Annotated in this window: 14 protein-coding genes and 1 pseudogene; 13 read left to right on the forward strand and 2 right to left on the reverse strand. The window is 59.7% G+C overall.

What is annotated here, in order from left to right; translation table 11 throughout:
• Position 1: 1 nt before the first annotated feature.
• Positions 2-574: a response regulator gene (locus P3M64_RS11470; RefSeq protein ID WP_243644736.1), complete on the reverse strand. Its 573-nt coding sequence runs from the start codon at positions 572-574 to the stop codon at positions 2-4.
• A 406-nt stretch (positions 575-980) separates the two neighbouring features.
• On the reverse strand, positions 981-1,535 hold the full coding sequence (locus P3M64_RS11475) for a response regulator (protein ID WP_132938576.1): 555 nt from the start codon (positions 1,533-1,535) through the stop codon (positions 981-983).
• A gap of 372 nt (positions 1,536-1,907) precedes the next feature.
• On the opposite strand from P3M64_RS11475, the gene P3M64_RS11480 reads away from it, so the two are divergent.
• From P3M64_RS11480 to odhB, 13 genes and pseudogenes are all read left to right on the forward strand, one after another.
• Positions 1,908-2,765 carry an HpcH/HpaI aldolase/citrate lyase family protein gene (locus P3M64_RS11480; RefSeq protein WP_276157030.1) on the forward strand — a complete coding sequence of 286 codons (858 nt, stop codon included), beginning with the start codon at positions 1,908-1,910 and terminating at the stop codon, positions 2,763-2,765.
• Positions 2,762-3,823 carry a MaoC family dehydratase gene (locus tag P3M64_RS11485; RefSeq protein ID WP_132938574.1) on the forward strand — a complete coding sequence of 354 codons (1,062 nt, stop codon included), beginning with the start codon at positions 2,762-2,764 and terminating at the stop codon, positions 3,821-3,823. The genes P3M64_RS11480 and P3M64_RS11485 overlap by 4 nt, the downstream gene beginning before the upstream one ends.
• Before the next feature lie 130 nt (positions 3,824-3,953).
• Positions 3,954-4,349 (forward strand): succinate dehydrogenase, cytochrome b556 subunit, encoded by a 396-nt coding sequence (sdhC, locus tag P3M64_RS11490; protein ID WP_132938573.1) that lies wholly within the window; start codon positions 3,954-3,956, stop codon positions 4,347-4,349.
• Positions 4,349-4,732: a succinate dehydrogenase, hydrophobic membrane anchor protein gene (gene sdhD, locus P3M64_RS11495; protein ID WP_132938572.1), complete on the forward strand. Its 384-nt coding sequence runs from the start codon at positions 4,349-4,351 to the stop codon at positions 4,730-4,732. Before sdhC ends, sdhD begins: the two co-directional genes overlap by 1 nt.
• 5 nt (positions 4,733-4,737) lie before the next feature.
• On the forward strand, positions 4,738-6,528 hold the full coding sequence (gene sdhA, locus P3M64_RS11500) for a succinate dehydrogenase flavoprotein subunit (RefSeq protein ID WP_132938571.1): 1,791 nt from the start codon (positions 4,738-4,740) through the stop codon (positions 6,526-6,528).
• Positions 6,529-6,543: 15 nt separating this feature from the next.
• Entirely contained in the window at positions 6,544-7,320 is a 777-nt protein-coding gene (locus P3M64_RS11505; protein WP_132938570.1) for a succinate dehydrogenase iron-sulfur subunit, read from the forward strand.
• 344 nt (positions 7,321-7,664) lie between these two features.
• A complete protein-coding gene (gene zapE, locus P3M64_RS11510) occupies positions 7,665-8,786 on the forward strand; it encodes a cell division protein ZapE (RefSeq protein ID WP_132938569.1) in 1,122 nt (373 codons plus the stop codon).
• 229 nt (positions 8,787-9,015) lie between these two features.
• Complete coding sequence (gene mdh / locus P3M64_RS11515; protein WP_132938568.1) at positions 9,016-9,975, forward strand: malate dehydrogenase; 960 nt, start codon at positions 9,016-9,018, stop codon at positions 9,973-9,975.
• A gap of 92 nt (positions 9,976-10,067) precedes the next feature.
• Positions 10,068-11,264: an ADP-forming succinate--CoA ligase subunit beta gene (sucC, locus tag P3M64_RS11520; RefSeq protein ID WP_132938567.1), complete on the forward strand. Its 1,197-nt coding sequence runs from the start codon at positions 10,068-10,070 to the stop codon at positions 11,262-11,264.
• A 1-nt stretch (position 11,265) separates the two neighbouring features.
• Positions 11,266-12,141 carry a succinate--CoA ligase subunit alpha gene (sucD, locus tag P3M64_RS11525; protein ID WP_132938566.1) on the forward strand — a complete coding sequence of 292 codons (876 nt, stop codon included), beginning with the start codon at positions 11,266-11,268 and terminating at the stop codon, positions 12,139-12,141.
• Between the two features lie 106 nt (positions 12,142-12,247).
• Positions 12,248-15,202, forward strand: coding sequence for a 2-oxoglutarate dehydrogenase E1 component (locus P3M64_RS11530; RefSeq protein WP_132938565.1), 2,955 nt, complete (start codon positions 12,248-12,250; stop codon positions 15,200-15,202).
• A 48-nt stretch (positions 15,203-15,250) separates the two neighbouring features.
• A pseudogene (locus tag P3M64_RS14475) lies at positions 15,251-15,709 on the forward strand (biotin/lipoyl-containing protein); the annotation flags it as partial.
• A 58-nt stretch (positions 15,710-15,767) separates the two neighbouring features.
• A complete protein-coding gene (gene odhB / locus P3M64_RS14480; RefSeq protein ID WP_456119836.1) occupies positions 15,768-16,601 on the forward strand; it encodes a 2-oxoglutarate dehydrogenase complex dihydrolipoyllysine-residue succinyltransferase in 834 nt (277 codons plus the stop codon).
• Positions 16,602-16,608: the final 7 nt, after the last annotated feature.

Here is a 16,608-nt window from a genome sequence, read left to right on the forward strand (position 1 = left end):
CTCATGGGTGATTAGGGTCCCGTCCCTTTTGGGGTGGGGCCTTAATTTTTTGCTGTTCTCCGTCTTCGTCGGGCCGGTCGTCGTCGGGGTTGAATAAGGCGTTGATGTCTGATTGTTTTAGGGCGTCGTCGGGGGCGACCGAACTGAGCCAGTCCTTACGCCGTTCATCCGTGATGCTGTGGTCCTTACGCCTGCGGTCGGGACCGAAATAATGCCCCACGCGCACGAACGGTCTGGGCCGTTCGATGACCGCACGAATACGGGAAAACAGCCCTTTGGCCGAAAAGGGCTTGACCAAAAATTCAGTGACGCCGGCGTTGCGCGCCGCCGACAGGCGCCAATATTCACCATATCCGGAAATCATGATGATCGGAACGAAAGGGTTGGTGCTGTCGGGGGATGTTCGGACAATCTTAGTGAATTCGACACCATCGAGTGGCGTCATTTCCCAATCGAGAAGGATGATGTCGGGGGTGAAAACCTGAAGGCGCGTAAGCGCCTCGCCGCCGTCGGATGCCTCACGGATATCTCTTGCGCCTAAGGTAAAGAGAACCTGACGAATAATAGAGCGCATAAACGCGTTGTCTTCGACAATCAGAAAACTGATGTTATTTAAATATTCGCTCTGATCCGAAACGGATGACTTGGATATTTTTTTTGTCATTTTCAATAAAATTCACTTTTGTGAATGACGTTATATTTATGACAAATCAGATGCTTCGGCAAGGAAAAGTATTGGTGTGAACTTTTTCTGGGAATGAATTTTGTGGATGGTATTTTATGCGTCTCCCGTGGAGATAAAAATCTAATTTACGGAGCCCACGGGGCGGGGTGGGGCCGCGGTCGCCGTGCACAAAGTCTTCCCCGGCGAAGCGGTTTGGTGTCGCCTGGGTTCATCGACGGCCATGCGTCGCACCATTGAGCGCCGCCCCACTGATCCGATGGTGAAGTCGGTCCCGTCCCCGGAAAATATACGCCCCTCATCCCGGAGGAGAGGGGTGCGGGGTGTTTGCGGCTTCATCGTCACCGCTGAGAAAATCGGAGCCGACGATCTCCGCGCGTCGATCGGGTCCTTTGAAGGGAAGGTTGCGGCGTCTGCGATCGGGGCCGAAATAAATTTGGGTGCGCACGAAGTTCCGCGGCCTCTCTATAACGGCCTGAATGCGGCTGAACAGGCGTTGCGCGGAAACGGGTTTGACTAAAAACTCGTTTACCCCGGCGTCACGGGCGTCCATGACGTGCTGAAAAGCGGAATATCCGGTCATCATGATGATCGGCAGGAACGGGTTCGGGCTATCCTCGCCTCTGCGGATGAACTGGGTAAACTCGATCCCGTCCAGCGGCGTCATGCGCCAATCCAAGATGACGATATCGGGCGTTACGACTTTCAACAATTTCAGGGCGTCCGCCCCATCGGTGGCTTCATGGATGGTCTCGGCGCCCAAAGAAGAGAGGATGCGCCGGACGATCGTGCGCATGAAGTCGTTGTCGTCAACAACGAGGAAGCTAATCCTTTTGAGGTATTCCGTCGCCATCTCCGTCCGTTCCATTGCCCCATGCCGCGCAATCGCCCCATGCCGCGCAAGGCGCGCGGGGCGCTAAAAGTCGAACACGTTCGACCGCCACCCGAAAATTACCGAGAACCGAGATACATACCCGTTCGAGGGTAAGTCCATGACGACCAATACGCAACCTTGCCAAGGGAAAACTTCACACGTATCGTATGTTGCAGGTGCGAAATTCGCAGGGGGCGATACTCCGGTCGATGCGCGGAACCTTTGCTGGGGGCGTTCGAACGGTGGGTCTTTCGGTCCGCCCTCCGCGCGCCGAGGTTTGTTTTATTGGAGAACGCACGAATGCCCGCTTCCGCCCGTCCTCGTTCCCGTCCTCGCCGTAGCGTCCTTTATATGCCGGGATCTAATGCCCGGGCTTTGGAGAAAGGGCGCACCCTGCCTGCCGACGCCTTGATTTTGGATTTGGAGGACGCGGTGGCCCCGGACGCCAAGGTGGAAGCGCGTGAGCGGGTGGTGGGCGCACTTGGCGCTGGTGGCTATGGGGCGCGGGAAATCGTCGTGCGCACCAATGCGTTGGACACGTCCTGGGGGTATGGCGACGCGGTGGCGGTGGCGGGGTCGGGGGCGGATGCGCTTTTGCTGCCCAAGGTCGAAAGCGCCGACGCCGTGCGTCAGGCGGAACGGATATTGAGCGCCGCCGGCGCACCCGAGACAACGGCGATCTGGTGTATGATGGAAACGCCGCGCGGAATTTTGCACGTCGAGGAAATCGCGGCGGCGAGTCCAAGGGTCGCCTGCCTGGTGATGGGAACGTCCGATCTGGCGAAGGACTTGCACGCCGCGCACACCCGCCACCGTACGCCGATGATCACCGCCCTGGGACTGTGCCTACTGGCGGCGCGGGCCCACGGCTTGGCGATCGTCGATGGCGTGCACTTGGATTTGGACGACGACGAGGGTTTCGAGCGCGCCTGCGTTCAGGGCCGGGATCTGGGGTTCGACGGCAAGACCTTGATCCATCCCAGGACAATCGCGGTGGCGAACCGGGTGTTCGCCCCGTCGCCGGAAGACGTGTTGTGGTCGCGGCGCATGATCGACGCCTTCGACGCCGCCCGCGCCGCGGGTCAGGGGGTCGCCGTGCTCGACGGCAAGTTAATCGAGAGCCTGCATGTCGTCGAGGCGAAGCGCCTGGTCGCCCTGGCGGAACAGATCACGGCCCGAGGGGACGGGGCCCGAGGGGACGGCGTATGACGGTGGTGAAAACCGACGGCGGAAATTTTTTCGAGGATTTTGAGGTCGGCCGCGAACTGTTGCACGCCACGCCGCGCACGGTGACGGAAGGCGACGTCGCGCTGTACACGGCCCTTTATGGACCGCGCTTCGCACCCCAGTCCTCGGACATTTTCGCCATGGACATGGGCTTCGAGGCCGCCCCGATCGACGATTGGTTGGTTTTTCATATCGTTTTCGCCCGTTCCGTGCCGGACATCTCGTTGAATGCGGTGGCCAACCTGGGCTATGGCGAGGGGCGTTTCGGGGCGGTGGTCTACCCCGGCGACACTCTGTCGGCGCGCTCACGGGTCATTGGGGTGAAGGAAAATTCCAATCGCAAGACCGGCATCGTCTATGTGCGCACCACCGGCGAGAACCAACGCGGCGAGGCGGTGCTCGAATACGTTCGTTGGGTGATGGTGCGCAAGCGCGACGCGGCGTCAACCGCCCCCGAAACCATCGTTCCCGAACTGGCCGAGTCTGTCGGGTTGGACGCCCTGCATGTCCCCGAAGGCTTGAATTTCGGCGGCTATCACCTGGGTGCGGCGGGCAGTCCCCACGTGTGGGACGATTATCGGGTTGGCGAAAAAATAGACCACGTCGATGGCGTGACGGTCGAGGAGGCCGAGCATCAGATGGCGACCCGGCTCTATCAAAACACGGCGCGGGTCCATTTCAATCAGCACCTTGAAAAGGACGGTCGTTTCGCCCGGCGGCTGGTTTACGGCGGCCATGTCATCAGTCTGACCCGCGCCCTGAGCTTCAACGGCTTGGCCAACGCCTTTAAGGTTGTCGCCCTGAACGGGGGGCGGCATGTCTCGCCTCTGTTCGCAGGACATACCGTCTATGCGTGGAGCGAGGTTCTCGATAAATTCGAGTTGCCCGGTCGCGAGGATGTCGGCGCCCTGCGTCTGCGCACGACCGGGGTGAAAGACCGTTGTTGCGGGGATTTTCCCTTTAAATCGGATGACGGCGCATACGACCCTTCGGTTGTCCTCGACGTGGACTACACGGCTTTGATGGCGCGCCGCGCCTAGGGGGAGAAGGTTTTTTTAGAGGCGGGCACGTTGACTTGCGCCCCGTCGTCGCTAAAGTGCTTCAATCGTTGTTTGATTCGAGCAAACAACGCCAATATCACCCGGTTCCAATCTCGTAAAGGCCGATTCCATGGCAAGCCAAAACCGTCCACTTTCGCCGCATCTTCAAATTTATCGCCCGCAGATCACCTCGATACTCTCGATCGCCCACCGCATGACCGGCCTGACCCTGACCCTGGGCGCCTTGCTGCTGACCTATTGGCTGTCGGCGGGGGCCTATGGTCCCGAGGCCTTCGCGCGGGCGCAGGAATTTTTGCAGAGCTGGTTCGGTCGTATCGTGTTGCTCGGCTTCACCTTCTCGCTATTTTATCACCTTTGTAACGGCATTCGCCATCTCGGCTGGGATATCGGCATGGGATTCGATTTGTGGAAGTTGCGGGTCTCCGGCTTGGTTGTGGTGGCGGCGTCATGCTGCCTGACGGTCCTAAGCTGGTTGTTCGCCTATGGACATTTGGGGAAATTGTAATGGCTGAATTGCGTTCATCGCTGGGAAGGGTGCGCGGTCTCGGCTCGACCCGGGAAGGCGTTTTGCATTGGTGGTCGCAACGGATGACTTCCGTGGCCTTGGTGCCGTTGTCGCTGTGGTTCGTCTATTCGGTGATCACCCTGACCGGGGCCGATTACCAGGCGTTCCAATACTGGCTCAGCGAGTTCGGCAACACCGTGTTCATGGTGCTGTTCATCCTGACGCTGTTTCATCACGCGCAGTTGGGCGTGCAGGTCGTGATCGAGGATTATGTCCACGGCGAAGCCTGGAAGATGGGCAGCCTGATTGCCGTTAAATACGCCGCCGTGCTGTTTGGCGCGTCGTGCATTTTCGCCGTTCTCAAGATTTCATTTGCAGGCTGACCGACATGACCGAAGCGTACAAAATTACCGATCACAAATATGACGCGCTGGTCATCGGCGCCGGCGGCGCGGGTCTTCGCGCGACGCTGGGGATGACCTCGTCCGGCCTTAAAACGGCGTGCATCACCAAGGTTTTTCCGACCCGCTCGCACACCGTCGCGGCGCAGGGCGGCATCGGCGCGGCGCTTGGCAATATGGCCGAGGACGACTGGCGTTGGCATATGTACGACACCGTCAAGGGGTCGGACTGGCTGGGCGATCAGGACGCCATCGAATACATGTGCCGCAACGCGATCCCCGCGGTTCAGGAGTTGGAGCACTTCGGCGTGCCCTTTTCGCGCAATGCCGAGGGACGCATTTACCAACGCCCGTTCGGCGGCCACATGCGCAATTTCGGCGAGGCTCCGGTGCAGCGCGCCTGCGCCGCCGCCGATCGCACCGGACACGCGATCCTGCATACGTTGTACCAACAGTGCCTTAAGCGCGACGCCGAATTCTTCGTCGAGTATGTCGCCATCGACCTGATCATGGATGACGAGGGCGCATGCCAAGGCGTCTTGGCGTGGAACCTGGACGACGGCTCGCTGCATCGTTTCCAGGCCCACACGACGGTCTTGGCCACCGGCGGTTATGGCCGGGCGTGGTTCTCGTGCACGTCGGCCCATACCTGCACCGGCGACGGCAACGGCATGGTGGCGCGCGCCGGGTTGCCGCTGCAAGATCTCGAATTCGTTCAGTTCCACCCTACCGGGGTTTACGGCGCCGGTGTGCTGATTACCGAAGGCGCGCGCGGCGAAGGCGGCTATTTGACCAATTCCGAGGGCGAACGCTTCATGGAGCGCTATGCCCCGACCGCCAAGGACCTCGCTTCGCGCGATGTGGTGTCGCGGGCGATGACGGTGGAAATTCGCGAAGGGCGTGGCGTCGGCCAGCACAACGATCATATCTTCCTACATTTGGAGCACCTGGGCGGCGATTTGCTCCATGAGCGGTTGCCGGGGATTACCGAGTCGGCGCAAATTTTCGCCGGTGTCGACGCCACCCGCGACCCGATCCCGGTTCTGCCGACGGTCCACTACAACATGGGCGGCATCCCCACCAACATTCATGGCGAGGTTTTGCGTCCGACCGCCGACGACCCGGACGCCATTTGCCCGGGCTTGATGGCGATCGGCGAATGCGCCAGCGTTTCGGTCCACGGGGCCAACAGGTTGGGCACCAATTCGCTGCTTGATATCGTCGTCTTTGGGCGCGCCGCGGGCTTGCGCGCGGCGGAGATTGTCAAGCCCGGTTCCTCTTTGCCGCCGCTGGCCAAGGGGGATACGGAAAAAGCGTTGGATCGCCTGGATCGCCTACGCAACGCCTCGGGCGTGATGCGCACGGCGGATATTCGCCTGGAAATGCAAAAAACCATGCAGAACAACGCCGCGGTGTTCCGCGATCACGACGTTCTCGAAGAGGGACGGCGCAAGATCGATTCGGTGGTCGAGGCCTTGGGTGAAATCAACGTTTCCGATCGCTCGATGGTCTGGAACTCCGATCTCGTCGAGGCCCTGGAATTGGAAAACCTTTTGGCGTGCGCTCAGATCACCATGCATTCGGCGCTCGCCCGCGAAGAAAGCCGGGGTGCGCATGCCCGCGAGGACTTCGCCGAACGGGATGATGAAAAGTGGATGAAACATACATTGGGCTGGCTGGGCGAAAACAACACGGTGCGTCTCGATTATCGGCCCGTCCATACCTGGACGCTGACCGACGAGGTCGAGTACATCGTCCCCAAAACCCGCGTCTATTAAGGGAGGACATGGACAATGGTTGAATTCATGCTTCCCAAGAACTCCCGTCCGGTGGCGGGCAAGACCGTCAAGGCGCCCGAGGGAACCAAGCGGGTCAAGGTCTTCAAGATCTACCGCTTCGACCCCGATGCCGACGCGCAGCCGCGCATCGACACCTTCGAAATCGATCTCGACGCTTGCGGGCCGATGATCTTGGATGCCTTGATCAAGATTAAGAACGAGATCGATTCGACCCTGACCTTCCGTCGTTCGTGCCGCGAGGGGGTGTGCGGGTCGTGCGCGTTCAACATCGACGGCGTCAACACGTTGGCGTGTATCAAGCCGATCGGCGACGTGCGCGGCGACGTGAAGATTTACCCGCTTCCCCACATGCCGGTGGTGAAGGATTTGGTCGCCGATCTTTCGGTGCCTTATGCGCAGTACGCCTCGATCGAGCCGTGGTTGAAATCGGACACCCCCGCGCCGACCGGCGAGCGCCCGCAAAGCCCCGAGGAACGCGCCCGCCTGGACGGCATGTGGGAATGCGTGCTGTGTTTTTGTTGCCAGACCAGTTGCCCGAGCTATTGGTGGAACGGCGATCGTTATTTGGGCCCGGCGGTATTGCTGCAGGCCTATCGCTGGATCGCCGATTCCCGCGATGAAGCGACCGGCGACCGGCTCGACAATGTAGACGATCCGTTCCGCCTGTACCGTTGTCACACCATCATGAACTGCACCAACACCTGCCCGAAACACCTTAATCCGGGCAAGGCGATCGCCGAGATCAAGCATCTGTTGTTAAAGCGGCGCTAAAACTCGGAGATCTCACGGCTTGCCATGGGATGGGGATGGCGAAAAGAGATTAAGGACCGCTGGGTAAATTGGCGGTCTTTTGTCTTTTGGCGTCCTTAAGACGCCGCAAGGGAAGCCAAAATTTGGATAATTGTCTCGTTCTTTAAGGGCGCGTGCGCTGCGCCGCGGGCAGAGGGGCTAATAAACGAGACGAAAGCGCCTATATAAGTACATGGGACGGCTTACCACAGCCCCATCCACAGCCCCATGTTCGTTGTTATATGTCGTTCGTTATTATATGTCGGGTCTCGGTTTTTATTTAGAGCTTCTTTGCTCGGGGCGGTTTCGAAAGGTGATTGACACTCATGATTGACGGCCCTCTTGCAGAATATCGCGCCCGCGTTAATGGGGGCGACCTGAAACCGGATCCGGTTCAGGCCCTGGCCGTGGAAAAACTGCAAAGTCTTTTTAACGCCCTCAAGGCGTATGAGCCGGTTCGCGGCCCGAAAAACTGGAAAGAACGCTTCGGCCTCGCCCGTCGCCGCGAAGACCCGCCCCAGGGTCTTTATCTTTATGGCGGCGTTGGACGAGGAAAATCCATGGTGATGGATTTGTTTTTCCAAACCCTGCCGATGGATAAAAAACAACGCGTCCATTTTTACGCCTTTATGCAGAAGGTCCACGCCCGCCTCAATGAGTACCGCAAGTTCAAGGGCCGCGAATCCGACCCGATTCCACCGATCGCGCGTCAACTGGCGGCGGAAGCGACGGTGCTGTGTTTCGATGAATTTCAGGTTCTCGATATCGCCGATGCGATGATCTTGGGGCGCCTATTCGAAACCTTGTTCGAGGAAGGCGTGGTGGTTGTCGCGACCTCGAACCGACCGCCGCGCGATCTGTATAAGGATGGGTTGCAGCGCGACTTGTTCATGCCGTTTATCGACCTCCTGGAACGGAAAATGGATGTCTTGGCGTTGAACGGCGACCTTGATTACCGCCTGGAAACCATGCGCACGTTGGATACCTACTTGATGCCGGCCGACATGGACGCCGAGGAGAAATTGGAAGAAATTTTCCGTCGCCTGACCCAGGGCGTACGTCCGAAGGCGGCGATTATCCCAGTGCAGGGGCGCGACGTCGCCATCCCCAAGGCGGTCGGCGGCACCGCGATGATCGATTTCGACGATATTTGCGGACGCCCCCTGGGCGCGGGTGATTATCTGGAAATCGCCCGGCGTTATCACACCGTAATTGTCTCCAATATCCCCAAGTTGTCGGCTGATCGCGGCGACGAGGCGAAACGTTTCGTCGCCTTGATCGACGCCTTATACGAGGCGCGAGTCAATTTCATTTGTTCCGCGGATGCGAAGCCGGATCAACTTTATGTTGCAGGTCATGGGCATTTTGAATTCGCCCGCACGGCATCGCGCCTTGTCGAAATGCAGTCGGTTGCCTACATGGAGAAATGGCGTGCGCAACAGATGTGAATTGCGCGCTTTCCTGGAATGGGAAGTTAAAAGCACCCCTTGTCATGGGGTTAGTCGTGTTCTTAGAAACACCTTGAAAATAAAGACGTTCTTATTGCATTTCTGGGATAGCTTCTTGCCCCGAGACGGGAAAAGGTCTAGTAACGAAAAAATGATTTTTGCACTGCGGCATGTCCCCCGCCCTTGGGATGGACTGGCAGTTTCCCGGTGAAGAAAGGACATTTCCCCCATGGCACGAAATAAGATTGCACTGATCGGTTCCGGCAATATCGGCGGAACGTTGGCCCATTTGATAGGCCTAAAAGAACTGGGCGATGTCGTTCTGTTCGATATCGCCGATGGTCTGCCCCAAGGCAAGGCGCTGGACCTGGCGCAATCGTCTTCCGTCGAGGGTTTCAACGTCAATCTTGGCGGGGCGTCCGACTACGGCGCCATCGAAGGGGCGGACGTCGTCATCGTCACCGCGGGCGTGCCGCGTAAGCCGGGCATGAGCCGCGACGACCTGCTGGGGATCAATACCTCCGTCATGCGTTCGGTGGGTGAAGGGATCAAAAAACATGCGCCGGATGCATTTGTGGTATGCGTCACGAACCCGCTGGACGCCATGGTTTGGGCGTTGCGTGAAGCGGCGGGGCTGCCGCACAATAAGGTCGTCGGCATGGCGGGCGTTCTCGATAGCGCCCGGTTTCGCTATTTTCTCTCGCAAGAGTTTAACGTTTCGATCGAAGACGTCACCGCTTTTGTCCTTGGTGGTCACGGCGATTCGATGGTCCCGCTGCCGCGATATTCAACCGTTGCGGGCATCCCTCTTCCCGATTTGATTAAGATGAAATGGACGACCCAGGAAAGAATCGATGAGATCGTTCAGCGCACCCGCGACGGCGGCGCCGAGATCGTCGGCTTGCTGAAAACCGGCTCGGCGTTTTACGCGCCGGCGTCCAGTGCGGTGGCCATGGCCGAGGCCTATCTGCGCGACCAAAAACGGGTAATGCCGTGTGCGGCTTACCTAAGCGGCGAATACGGCGTTGACGGCGTTTATGTCGGGGTTCCCGTCGTTCTTGGCGCGGGCGGCGTCGAACGGGTGGTCGAGATTGGCCTCGACGAAACGGAAAAAACGAGCTTCATGAAATCGGTCCATGCGGTCGAAGGCCTGATCGGGGCGATCAAGGAGCTTGATGCGAAAAAATAATCCGTGTTTCTCGCCCTGTGCCTGCAGGGCACTGCAGGCACAGGGCGTGGCGCACTTTCTGAAACCAGAAGCCTGCACGAGGCATTGTAGCAATGAATATTCATGAATATCAGGCGAAAACGCTGTTGGCGCGGTTCGGCGTCGCCGTTCCCAAGGGTGCGGTGGCGTACACCGCCGACGAGGCCGAAACCGCGGCCAAGGACCTGGGCGGTCCGGTGTGGGTCGTCAAGTCGCAGATTCACGCCGGCGGACGCGGCGCGGGGCGCTTCAAAGGGCAGGAAGACGGTCCCGGCGGCGTGCGGGTGGTGAAATCCACCGATGCCGTGCGCGATAGCGCCGCCGGTATGTTGGGTCACGTTCTGGTGACCAAACAGACCGGACCGACGGGCAAGGAAGTTAAACGCATTTATGTCGAGGAAGGCTGCGACATCGCGCGCGAGCTTTACCTCGGCATGTTGATCGACCGCGCGACGTCGCAGATTACCGTCATGGTGTCCACCGAAGGCGGCATGGAAATCGAAGAGGTCGCCGCCGAGACCCCGGAAAAAATCCTCAAGGTTTCGATCGACCCGGCGATCGGCATTATGCCGTTTCACGCCCGCCAGCTCGCCTTTGGCCTGGGGCTCGAAGGTAAGCAGGTGGGCTCGGCGGTCAAGTTCATCTTGGCGATGTACACCGCGTTCGTCGCGTTGGACGCCTCGCTGGTCGAGATCAATCCCCTGGTGGTCACCGGCGAAGGCGCGGTGATGGCGCTGGATGCGAAGATGAACTTCGACGACAACGCCCTGTTCCGCCATAAAGATATCGAACAGCTGCGCGACGAGGACGAAGAAGACCCCGCCGAACTGGAAGCCCAGCGCCACGACCTGAACTACATCAAGTTGGACGGCAACATCGGCTGCATGGTCAACGGCGCCGGCCTGGCGATGGCGACGATGGATATCATCAAGCTGTATGGCGGCGAGCCCGCGAACTTCCTGGACGTCGGCGGCGGCGCCACCCGGGAAAGGGTGACGACGGCGTTCAAGCTGATCCTCTCCGATCCCAACGTCGAGGGCATTTTGGTCAATATTTTCGGCGGCATCATGCGTTGTGACGTGATCGCCGAGGGTGTCGTCGCGGCCGCCCGAGAGGTCAGTCTGAATGTGCCCCTGGTGGTCCGTCTCGAGGGTACGAACGTTGATTTGGGAAAGAAAATTTTAAGTGAATCCGGCCTTCCCATCGTCTCTGCCGACGATCTGGCCGATGCCGCGCAAAAGGTCGTCAAAGCCGTGAAGGAGATCGCATAAGATGGCTGTTCTCGTTAATGCCGAAACCAAAGTGATCTGTCAGGGCTTTACCGGCGCGCAGGGCACGTTCCATTCCGAACAGGCGATCGCCTACGGCACCCAGATGGTGGGCGGCGTGACGCCGGGCAAGGGTGGGTCGCGCCATCTCGATCTTCCGGTGTTCGACACCGTCGCTCAGGCCGTGCACGCGACCGAGGCCAACGCCTCGGTGATTTACGTGCCGCCGCCGTTCGCCGCCGACGCCATCTTGGAGGCGATCGACGCCGAGCTTCCTCTCGTCGTGTGCATCACCGAGGGCATTCCGGTGCTCGATATGGTGCGCGTCAAGCGCGCCTTGAAGGGGGCGAAAACACGTCTGATCGGTCCCAACTGCCCCGGCGTCATCACGCCGGGTGAATGCAAGATCGGGATCATGCCGGGGCATATCCACACCAGGGGCAAGGTTGGCATCGTCTCGCGCTCGGGCACCTTGACCTACGAAGCCGTGGCGCAGACGACCACCGCCGGATTGGGGCAGAGCACGTGTATCGGCATCGGCGGCGATCCCGTCAATGGCACGAATTTTGTCGATTGTCTGGACATGTTCCTGGGTGATCCCGAGACCGAAGCGATCGTGATGATCGGTGAAATCGGGGGCAGCGCCGAGGAAGAGGCGGCCGAATTCATCAAGGCGTCGAAAACGAAAAAACCGACGGTTGGCTTTATCGCAGGGATGACGGCGCCGCCGGGGCGCCGTATGGGCCATGCCGGCGCGATTATTTCCGGCGGCAAGGGCACGGCGTCGGACAAGATCGAAGCGCTCAAAAGCGCAGGCATCGCGGTCGCGGACTCTCCGGCGTCCTTAGGGCGGACCATGCTGGAAATTCTTAAAGGGTAACCAGGCGTAACAACTGGAGGTAACTGGGTTCGATTGCGCCGCCAGGGGGCGATCGAACCCGTGACCAACATCAGAAAGGGAAATCCGAAACGGATTTTCAAGGGCAATGGCGACATCGATCGATACATTCTTAAATGGCACTAATGCGGCTTTCGTGGCCGAATTGTATACGCGTTACCTCAAGGATCCCGACAGCATAGACTCCAGCTGGAAAACCTATTTCGAGGCCTTGGGCGATAATGAAAAGGCGGTCTTTGACGATCTCGTCGGGGCCTCGTGGGCGCCTCGGGAAACGGGGGTTGTCGGGCGTTACGCCCGTCCCGTCGGCAATACCCTGAGTGACGCCTACGCCACGCATGACGAGCTTTCGACGCATGCCGGCCAGGGAGGTGGTGAACTGGCCAACCGACCGTCGGTAGGCGCGGTGCGCCGGGCGACGCTGGATTCTATCCGCGCCTTGATGATGATCCGCTCCTACCGGGTGCGCGGCCACCTTATCGCGCGTTTCGATCCGTTGGGATTGGAAGGCAATACCGAACACGCCGAGTTGGATTACCGGCACTACGGCTTTGCCGATTCCGATCTCGATCGTCCGATTTTCATCAATAGCGTCCTCGGGCTCGAAACCGCGACGCTGCGCGAAATTTTGCAAATCCTCAAGGAAACCTATTGCGGTTCGATCGGTGTGGAATACATGCACATCATGGAGCCGGACGTGAAGTCCTGGATTCAAAGCCGCATCGAGGGAATTCGCAATCAGACCAGCTTCACCGTGCGCGGTAAACGCGCCATCTTGGAACGCCTGGTCGAGGCCGAAGGCTTCGAGAGCTTCCTTCAAGTCAAGTATACGGGCACCAAGCGTTTTGGCCTGGATGGCGGCGAGGCGACGGTGCCCGCGCTTGAGCAGATCATCAAACGCGGCAGCCAATTGGGGATGAAGGAAATTGTTTTCGGGATGCCTCATCGCGGCCGCCTGAACGTGTTGGCCAATGTCCTGCGCAAACCCTATCAGGCGATTATCTCGGAATTTCAGGGAAATTCGGTCCTGCCCGACGAGGTTTTGGGGTCGGGCGACGTCAAGTATCACCTGGGAACGTCCGCCGATCGCGTTTTCGACGGCGCCAACATTCATTTGTCCCTGGCCGCCAATCCGTCCCATTTGGAAGCCGTCAACACGGTGGTTCTGGGCAAGGTGCGTTCGAAACAAAAATTGCATGACGACCGTAAGCGCGAGCAAGTGATGGGTATATTGTTGCACGGCGACGCCGCGTTCGCCGGGCAGGGGCCGGTCGCCGAAACCCTCGATTTGTCGCAGCTCAAGGGCTACCGCACCGGAGGGACCATCCACTTCATCGTCAATAACCAGATCGGCTTCACCACCGCGCCGCGTTATTCGCGCTCCTCGCCGTATCCGTCCGATGTCGCCAAGATGATCCAGGCGCCGATTTTCCACGTCAACGGGGACGACCCCGAGGCGGTGGTTCACGTTTCGCGCATCGCGGTCGAATTCAGGCAGGAGTTTCATCGCGACGTGGTGATCGACATGTTCTGTTATCGCCGTCATGGCCATAACGAAGGCGACGAGCCGATGTTCACCCAGCCGATCATGTACAAGACCATCGCCGGCCATCCGACGACACGCCAGTTGTACGCTCAAAAGCTGATTAGCGAAGGCATTTTGTCGCAACACGACGCCGATCAACTGGTTCAAGACTTCCACGCGCACTTGGAGCGTGAATTCGCCGCCGCCGATACCTACCGTCCCAACAAAGTCGATTGGCTGGAAGGCGAGTGGAAGGGGCTGGCGCAACTGAGCGGCGAAGAGGAGCTGCGTGACGACGACACCTCGGTGTCGATGGAACTGCTTGAAGAGGTCGGGCGCGCCATTTCCACGCCGCCGGACAACTTCGCGCTGAACAGCAAGATCGCCCGTCAGTTGAAGAACAAGAGGAAAATGATCGACACCCAAGAGGGCGTCGATTGGGCGACCGCCGAGGCGCTCGCTTTTGGGACCTTGTTGGTCGAGGGCGCGATGGTGCGCCTGTCGGGTCAGGATTCGGGCCGTGGCACGTTTTCGCAGCGCCATTCGGTGCTGGTCGATCAGGAAAACGAGGAACGCTACGTTCCGCTCAACAACATTCGGCGCGATCAGGCCGAGTTCGAGGTCATCGACAGCCCGCTTTCCGAAGCCGGCGTGCTCGGCTTCGAATATGGCTACTCGCTGACCGACCCGCATGCCCTGGTGATCTGGGAGGCGCAATTCGGCGATTTCGCCAACGGCGCACAGGTGATCATCGATCAATTCATCGTTTCCGGTGAAACCAAATGGTTGCGCATGTCGGGTGTCGTCATGTTGTTGCCCCACGGCTTCGAGGGCCAGGGACCGGAACATTCCTCGGCGCGCTTGGAGCGTTACTTGCAACTGTGCGCGGAAAACAATATTCAGGTCGTCAATTGCACGACGCCGGCGCAATATTTCCATGTTTTGCGTCGTCAGGTTCGCCGTAATTATCGCAAGCCCCTGGTTGTGATGGCGCCCAAGTCGTTGCTGCGTCATAAATTGGTGGTTTCCAACTTGGGGCAAATGGGGCCGCGTACGCGGTTTCGCCGGGTTTTGCCGGAAGCCGACCAGTTGGTTCTGGACAAAAACGTGCGCCGCGTCGTGCTCTGTTCGGGTAAGGTTTACTACGACCTTCTGGCGGCCCGGCGCGAACGCAAGATCGACGATGTGGCGCTGGTGCGTCTGGAACAGATATACCCCTTTCCTTGGAAAGGGATGCAGCAGCAGCTGTCGCGCTATCCCAACGCGGAAGTCGTCTGGTGTCAGGAAGAACCGGCGAACATGGGGGCGTGGACCTTTGTCGCACAACGCATCGAAACTATTTTGCGCGAGATCGAACACACTTCGGCGAAGCCGTTTTACATCGGCCGACGCGGTGCGGCGTCACCCGCGGTCGGGCTCTTAAAGCGTCACCAAGAAGAACAGGCCTGGGTGGTCGATCAGGCGCTTGAGGGCAATCTGAAAGACATCGTTCAACCCCATCAACGCCCGAATTACTGAGGGCGTGGGACATCATCTTTTTTATGCAATGAGGAAATAGAGGTCATTATGGCGACGGAGATCAAAGTACCGGCTCTGGGCGAATCGGTCACCGAAGCGACTGTGTCAAAGTGGTTAAAGAACGTCGGCGACGCGGTCGGCGTCGATGAACCGCTGGTCGAATTGGAAACCGATAAGGTGACGATGGAGGTCAACGCCACGACCGCCGGCGTCCTGGCGGCGATTAGCGCCGCGGAAGGCACCGACGTCGAGGTTGGCGCGGTGCTGGGGGCGATCGATGAAAGCGCCTCGGCGGCGGACGCCCCGGCTCCGGCGAAGGCGGCTCCGGCCCCCGAAGCGGCTCCGGCGAAGGCGGCTCCGGCCCCCGTGGCCGCGGCGGCCTCCGCTGCGCCGACCCCCGCTGCGCCGACCCCCGCCCCGGCTCCGGCTCCGGCTGCGGCGGCTCCCGGATTGTCTCCAGCGGTGCGCCGGCTCGTCGAGGAAAACGGCCTCGACGCTTCGGTCATTCCGGCCAGCGGTAAGGACGGACGCTTGGTTAAGGGCGATGTGCTGACTTATCTCGAAAATCGCCCGTCCCCGCCCCCGCCCCCGCCCCCGCTCCCGCTTCGGGGCAAAGACTCCTGCGGCTCCCGCGCCTGCAGCGCCTGCGCCAAAGGCCGTCGCTCCGTCGGCGTCTTACCCGCCGCGTCCCGACGCCCCCCGCGAAGAACGGGTCGGAATGTCCCGGTTGCGTCGGCGTGTCGCCGAACGGCTGAAGGAAGCGCAAAACTCCGCCGCGATGTTGACCACGTTCAACGAGGTTGACATGACCGAGGTCTTGGCGATGCGCAAACGGATACGCGACCAGTTCGAAAAGAAACACGGCGTCAAGCTGGGCTTCATGTCGATTTTCGCGAAGGCCTGCGTCGTCGCCCTGCGCGAATTTCCCGCCATCAACGCCGAAATCGAAGGAACCGATATCCTTTACAAGAATTACTACGATATCGGCATCGCCGTGGGCACGGAAAACGGCCTCGTCGTCCCCGTCGTGCGTGATGTGGATGCGCAATCGTTCGCGCAAATCGAGCAAACGATCGCCGACTATGGCCGGCGCGCCCGCGAGGGCCGCCTGACCATCGACGAAATGACCGGCGGCACCTTTACCATCACCAACGGCGGCGTCTTTGGCTCGCTGTTGTCCACGCCGATCTTGAACGCTCCGCAATCGGGAATTCTGGGGATGCACAAGACCCAGATGCGCCCGATGGTGATGCCCGACGGATCGATCGAGGCGCGCCCGATGATGTATTTGGCGTTGTCCTACGATCACCGCATCGTCGATGGTCGCGAAGCCGTTTCGTTCCTGGTGCGCGTCAAGGAATCCCTTGAGGATCCTCAGCGTATCATGCTCGACGCCTAAGCCAACG

It is taken from the genome of Varunaivibrio sulfuroxidans, from assembly GCF_029318635.1.
GTDB classification, from domain to species: domain Bacteria; phylum Pseudomonadota; class Alphaproteobacteria; order Rhodospirillales; family Magnetovibrionaceae; genus Varunaivibrio; species Varunaivibrio sulfuroxidans.

Bases quoted from the DNA above. Each gene is read 5' to 3' on its own strand.
- P3M64_RS11470 (WP_243644736.1), bottom strand. From the start codon at position 574: ATGCGCTCTATTATTCGTCAGGTTCTCTTTACCTTAGGCGCAAGAGAT.
- P3M64_RS11475 (WP_132938576.1), bottom strand. From the start codon at position 1,535: ATGGCGACGGAATACCTCAAAAGGATTAGCTTCCTCGTTGTTGACGAC.
- P3M64_RS11480 (WP_276157030.1), top strand. From the start codon at position 1,908: ATGCCGGGATCTAATGCCCGGGCTTTGGAGAAAGGGCGCACCCTGCCT.
- P3M64_RS11485 (WP_132938574.1), top strand. From the start codon at position 2,762: ATGACGGTGGTGAAAACCGACGGCGGAAATTTTTTCGAGGATTTTGAG.
- sdhC (WP_132938573.1), top strand. From the start codon at position 3,954: ATGGCAAGCCAAAACCGTCCACTTTCGCCGCATCTTCAAATTTATCGC.
- sdhD (WP_132938572.1), top strand. From the start codon at position 4,349: ATGGCTGAATTGCGTTCATCGCTGGGAAGGGTGCGCGGTCTCGGCTCG.
- sdhA (WP_132938571.1), top strand. From the start codon at position 4,738: ATGACCGAAGCGTACAAAATTACCGATCACAAATATGACGCGCTGGTC.
- P3M64_RS11505 (WP_132938570.1), top strand. From the start codon at position 6,544: ATGGTTGAATTCATGCTTCCCAAGAACTCCCGTCCGGTGGCGGGCAAG.
- zapE (WP_132938569.1), top strand. From the start codon at position 7,665: ATGATTGACGGCCCTCTTGCAGAATATCGCGCCCGCGTTAATGGGGGC.
- mdh (WP_132938568.1), top strand. From the start codon at position 9,016: ATGGCACGAAATAAGATTGCACTGATCGGTTCCGGCAATATCGGCGGA.
- sucC (WP_132938567.1), top strand. From the start codon at position 10,068: ATGAATATTCATGAATATCAGGCGAAAACGCTGTTGGCGCGGTTCGGC.
- sucD (WP_132938566.1), top strand. From the start codon at position 11,266: ATGGCTGTTCTCGTTAATGCCGAAACCAAAGTGATCTGTCAGGGCTTT.
- P3M64_RS11530 (WP_132938565.1), top strand. From the start codon at position 12,248: ATGGCGACATCGATCGATACATTCTTAAATGGCACTAATGCGGCTTTC.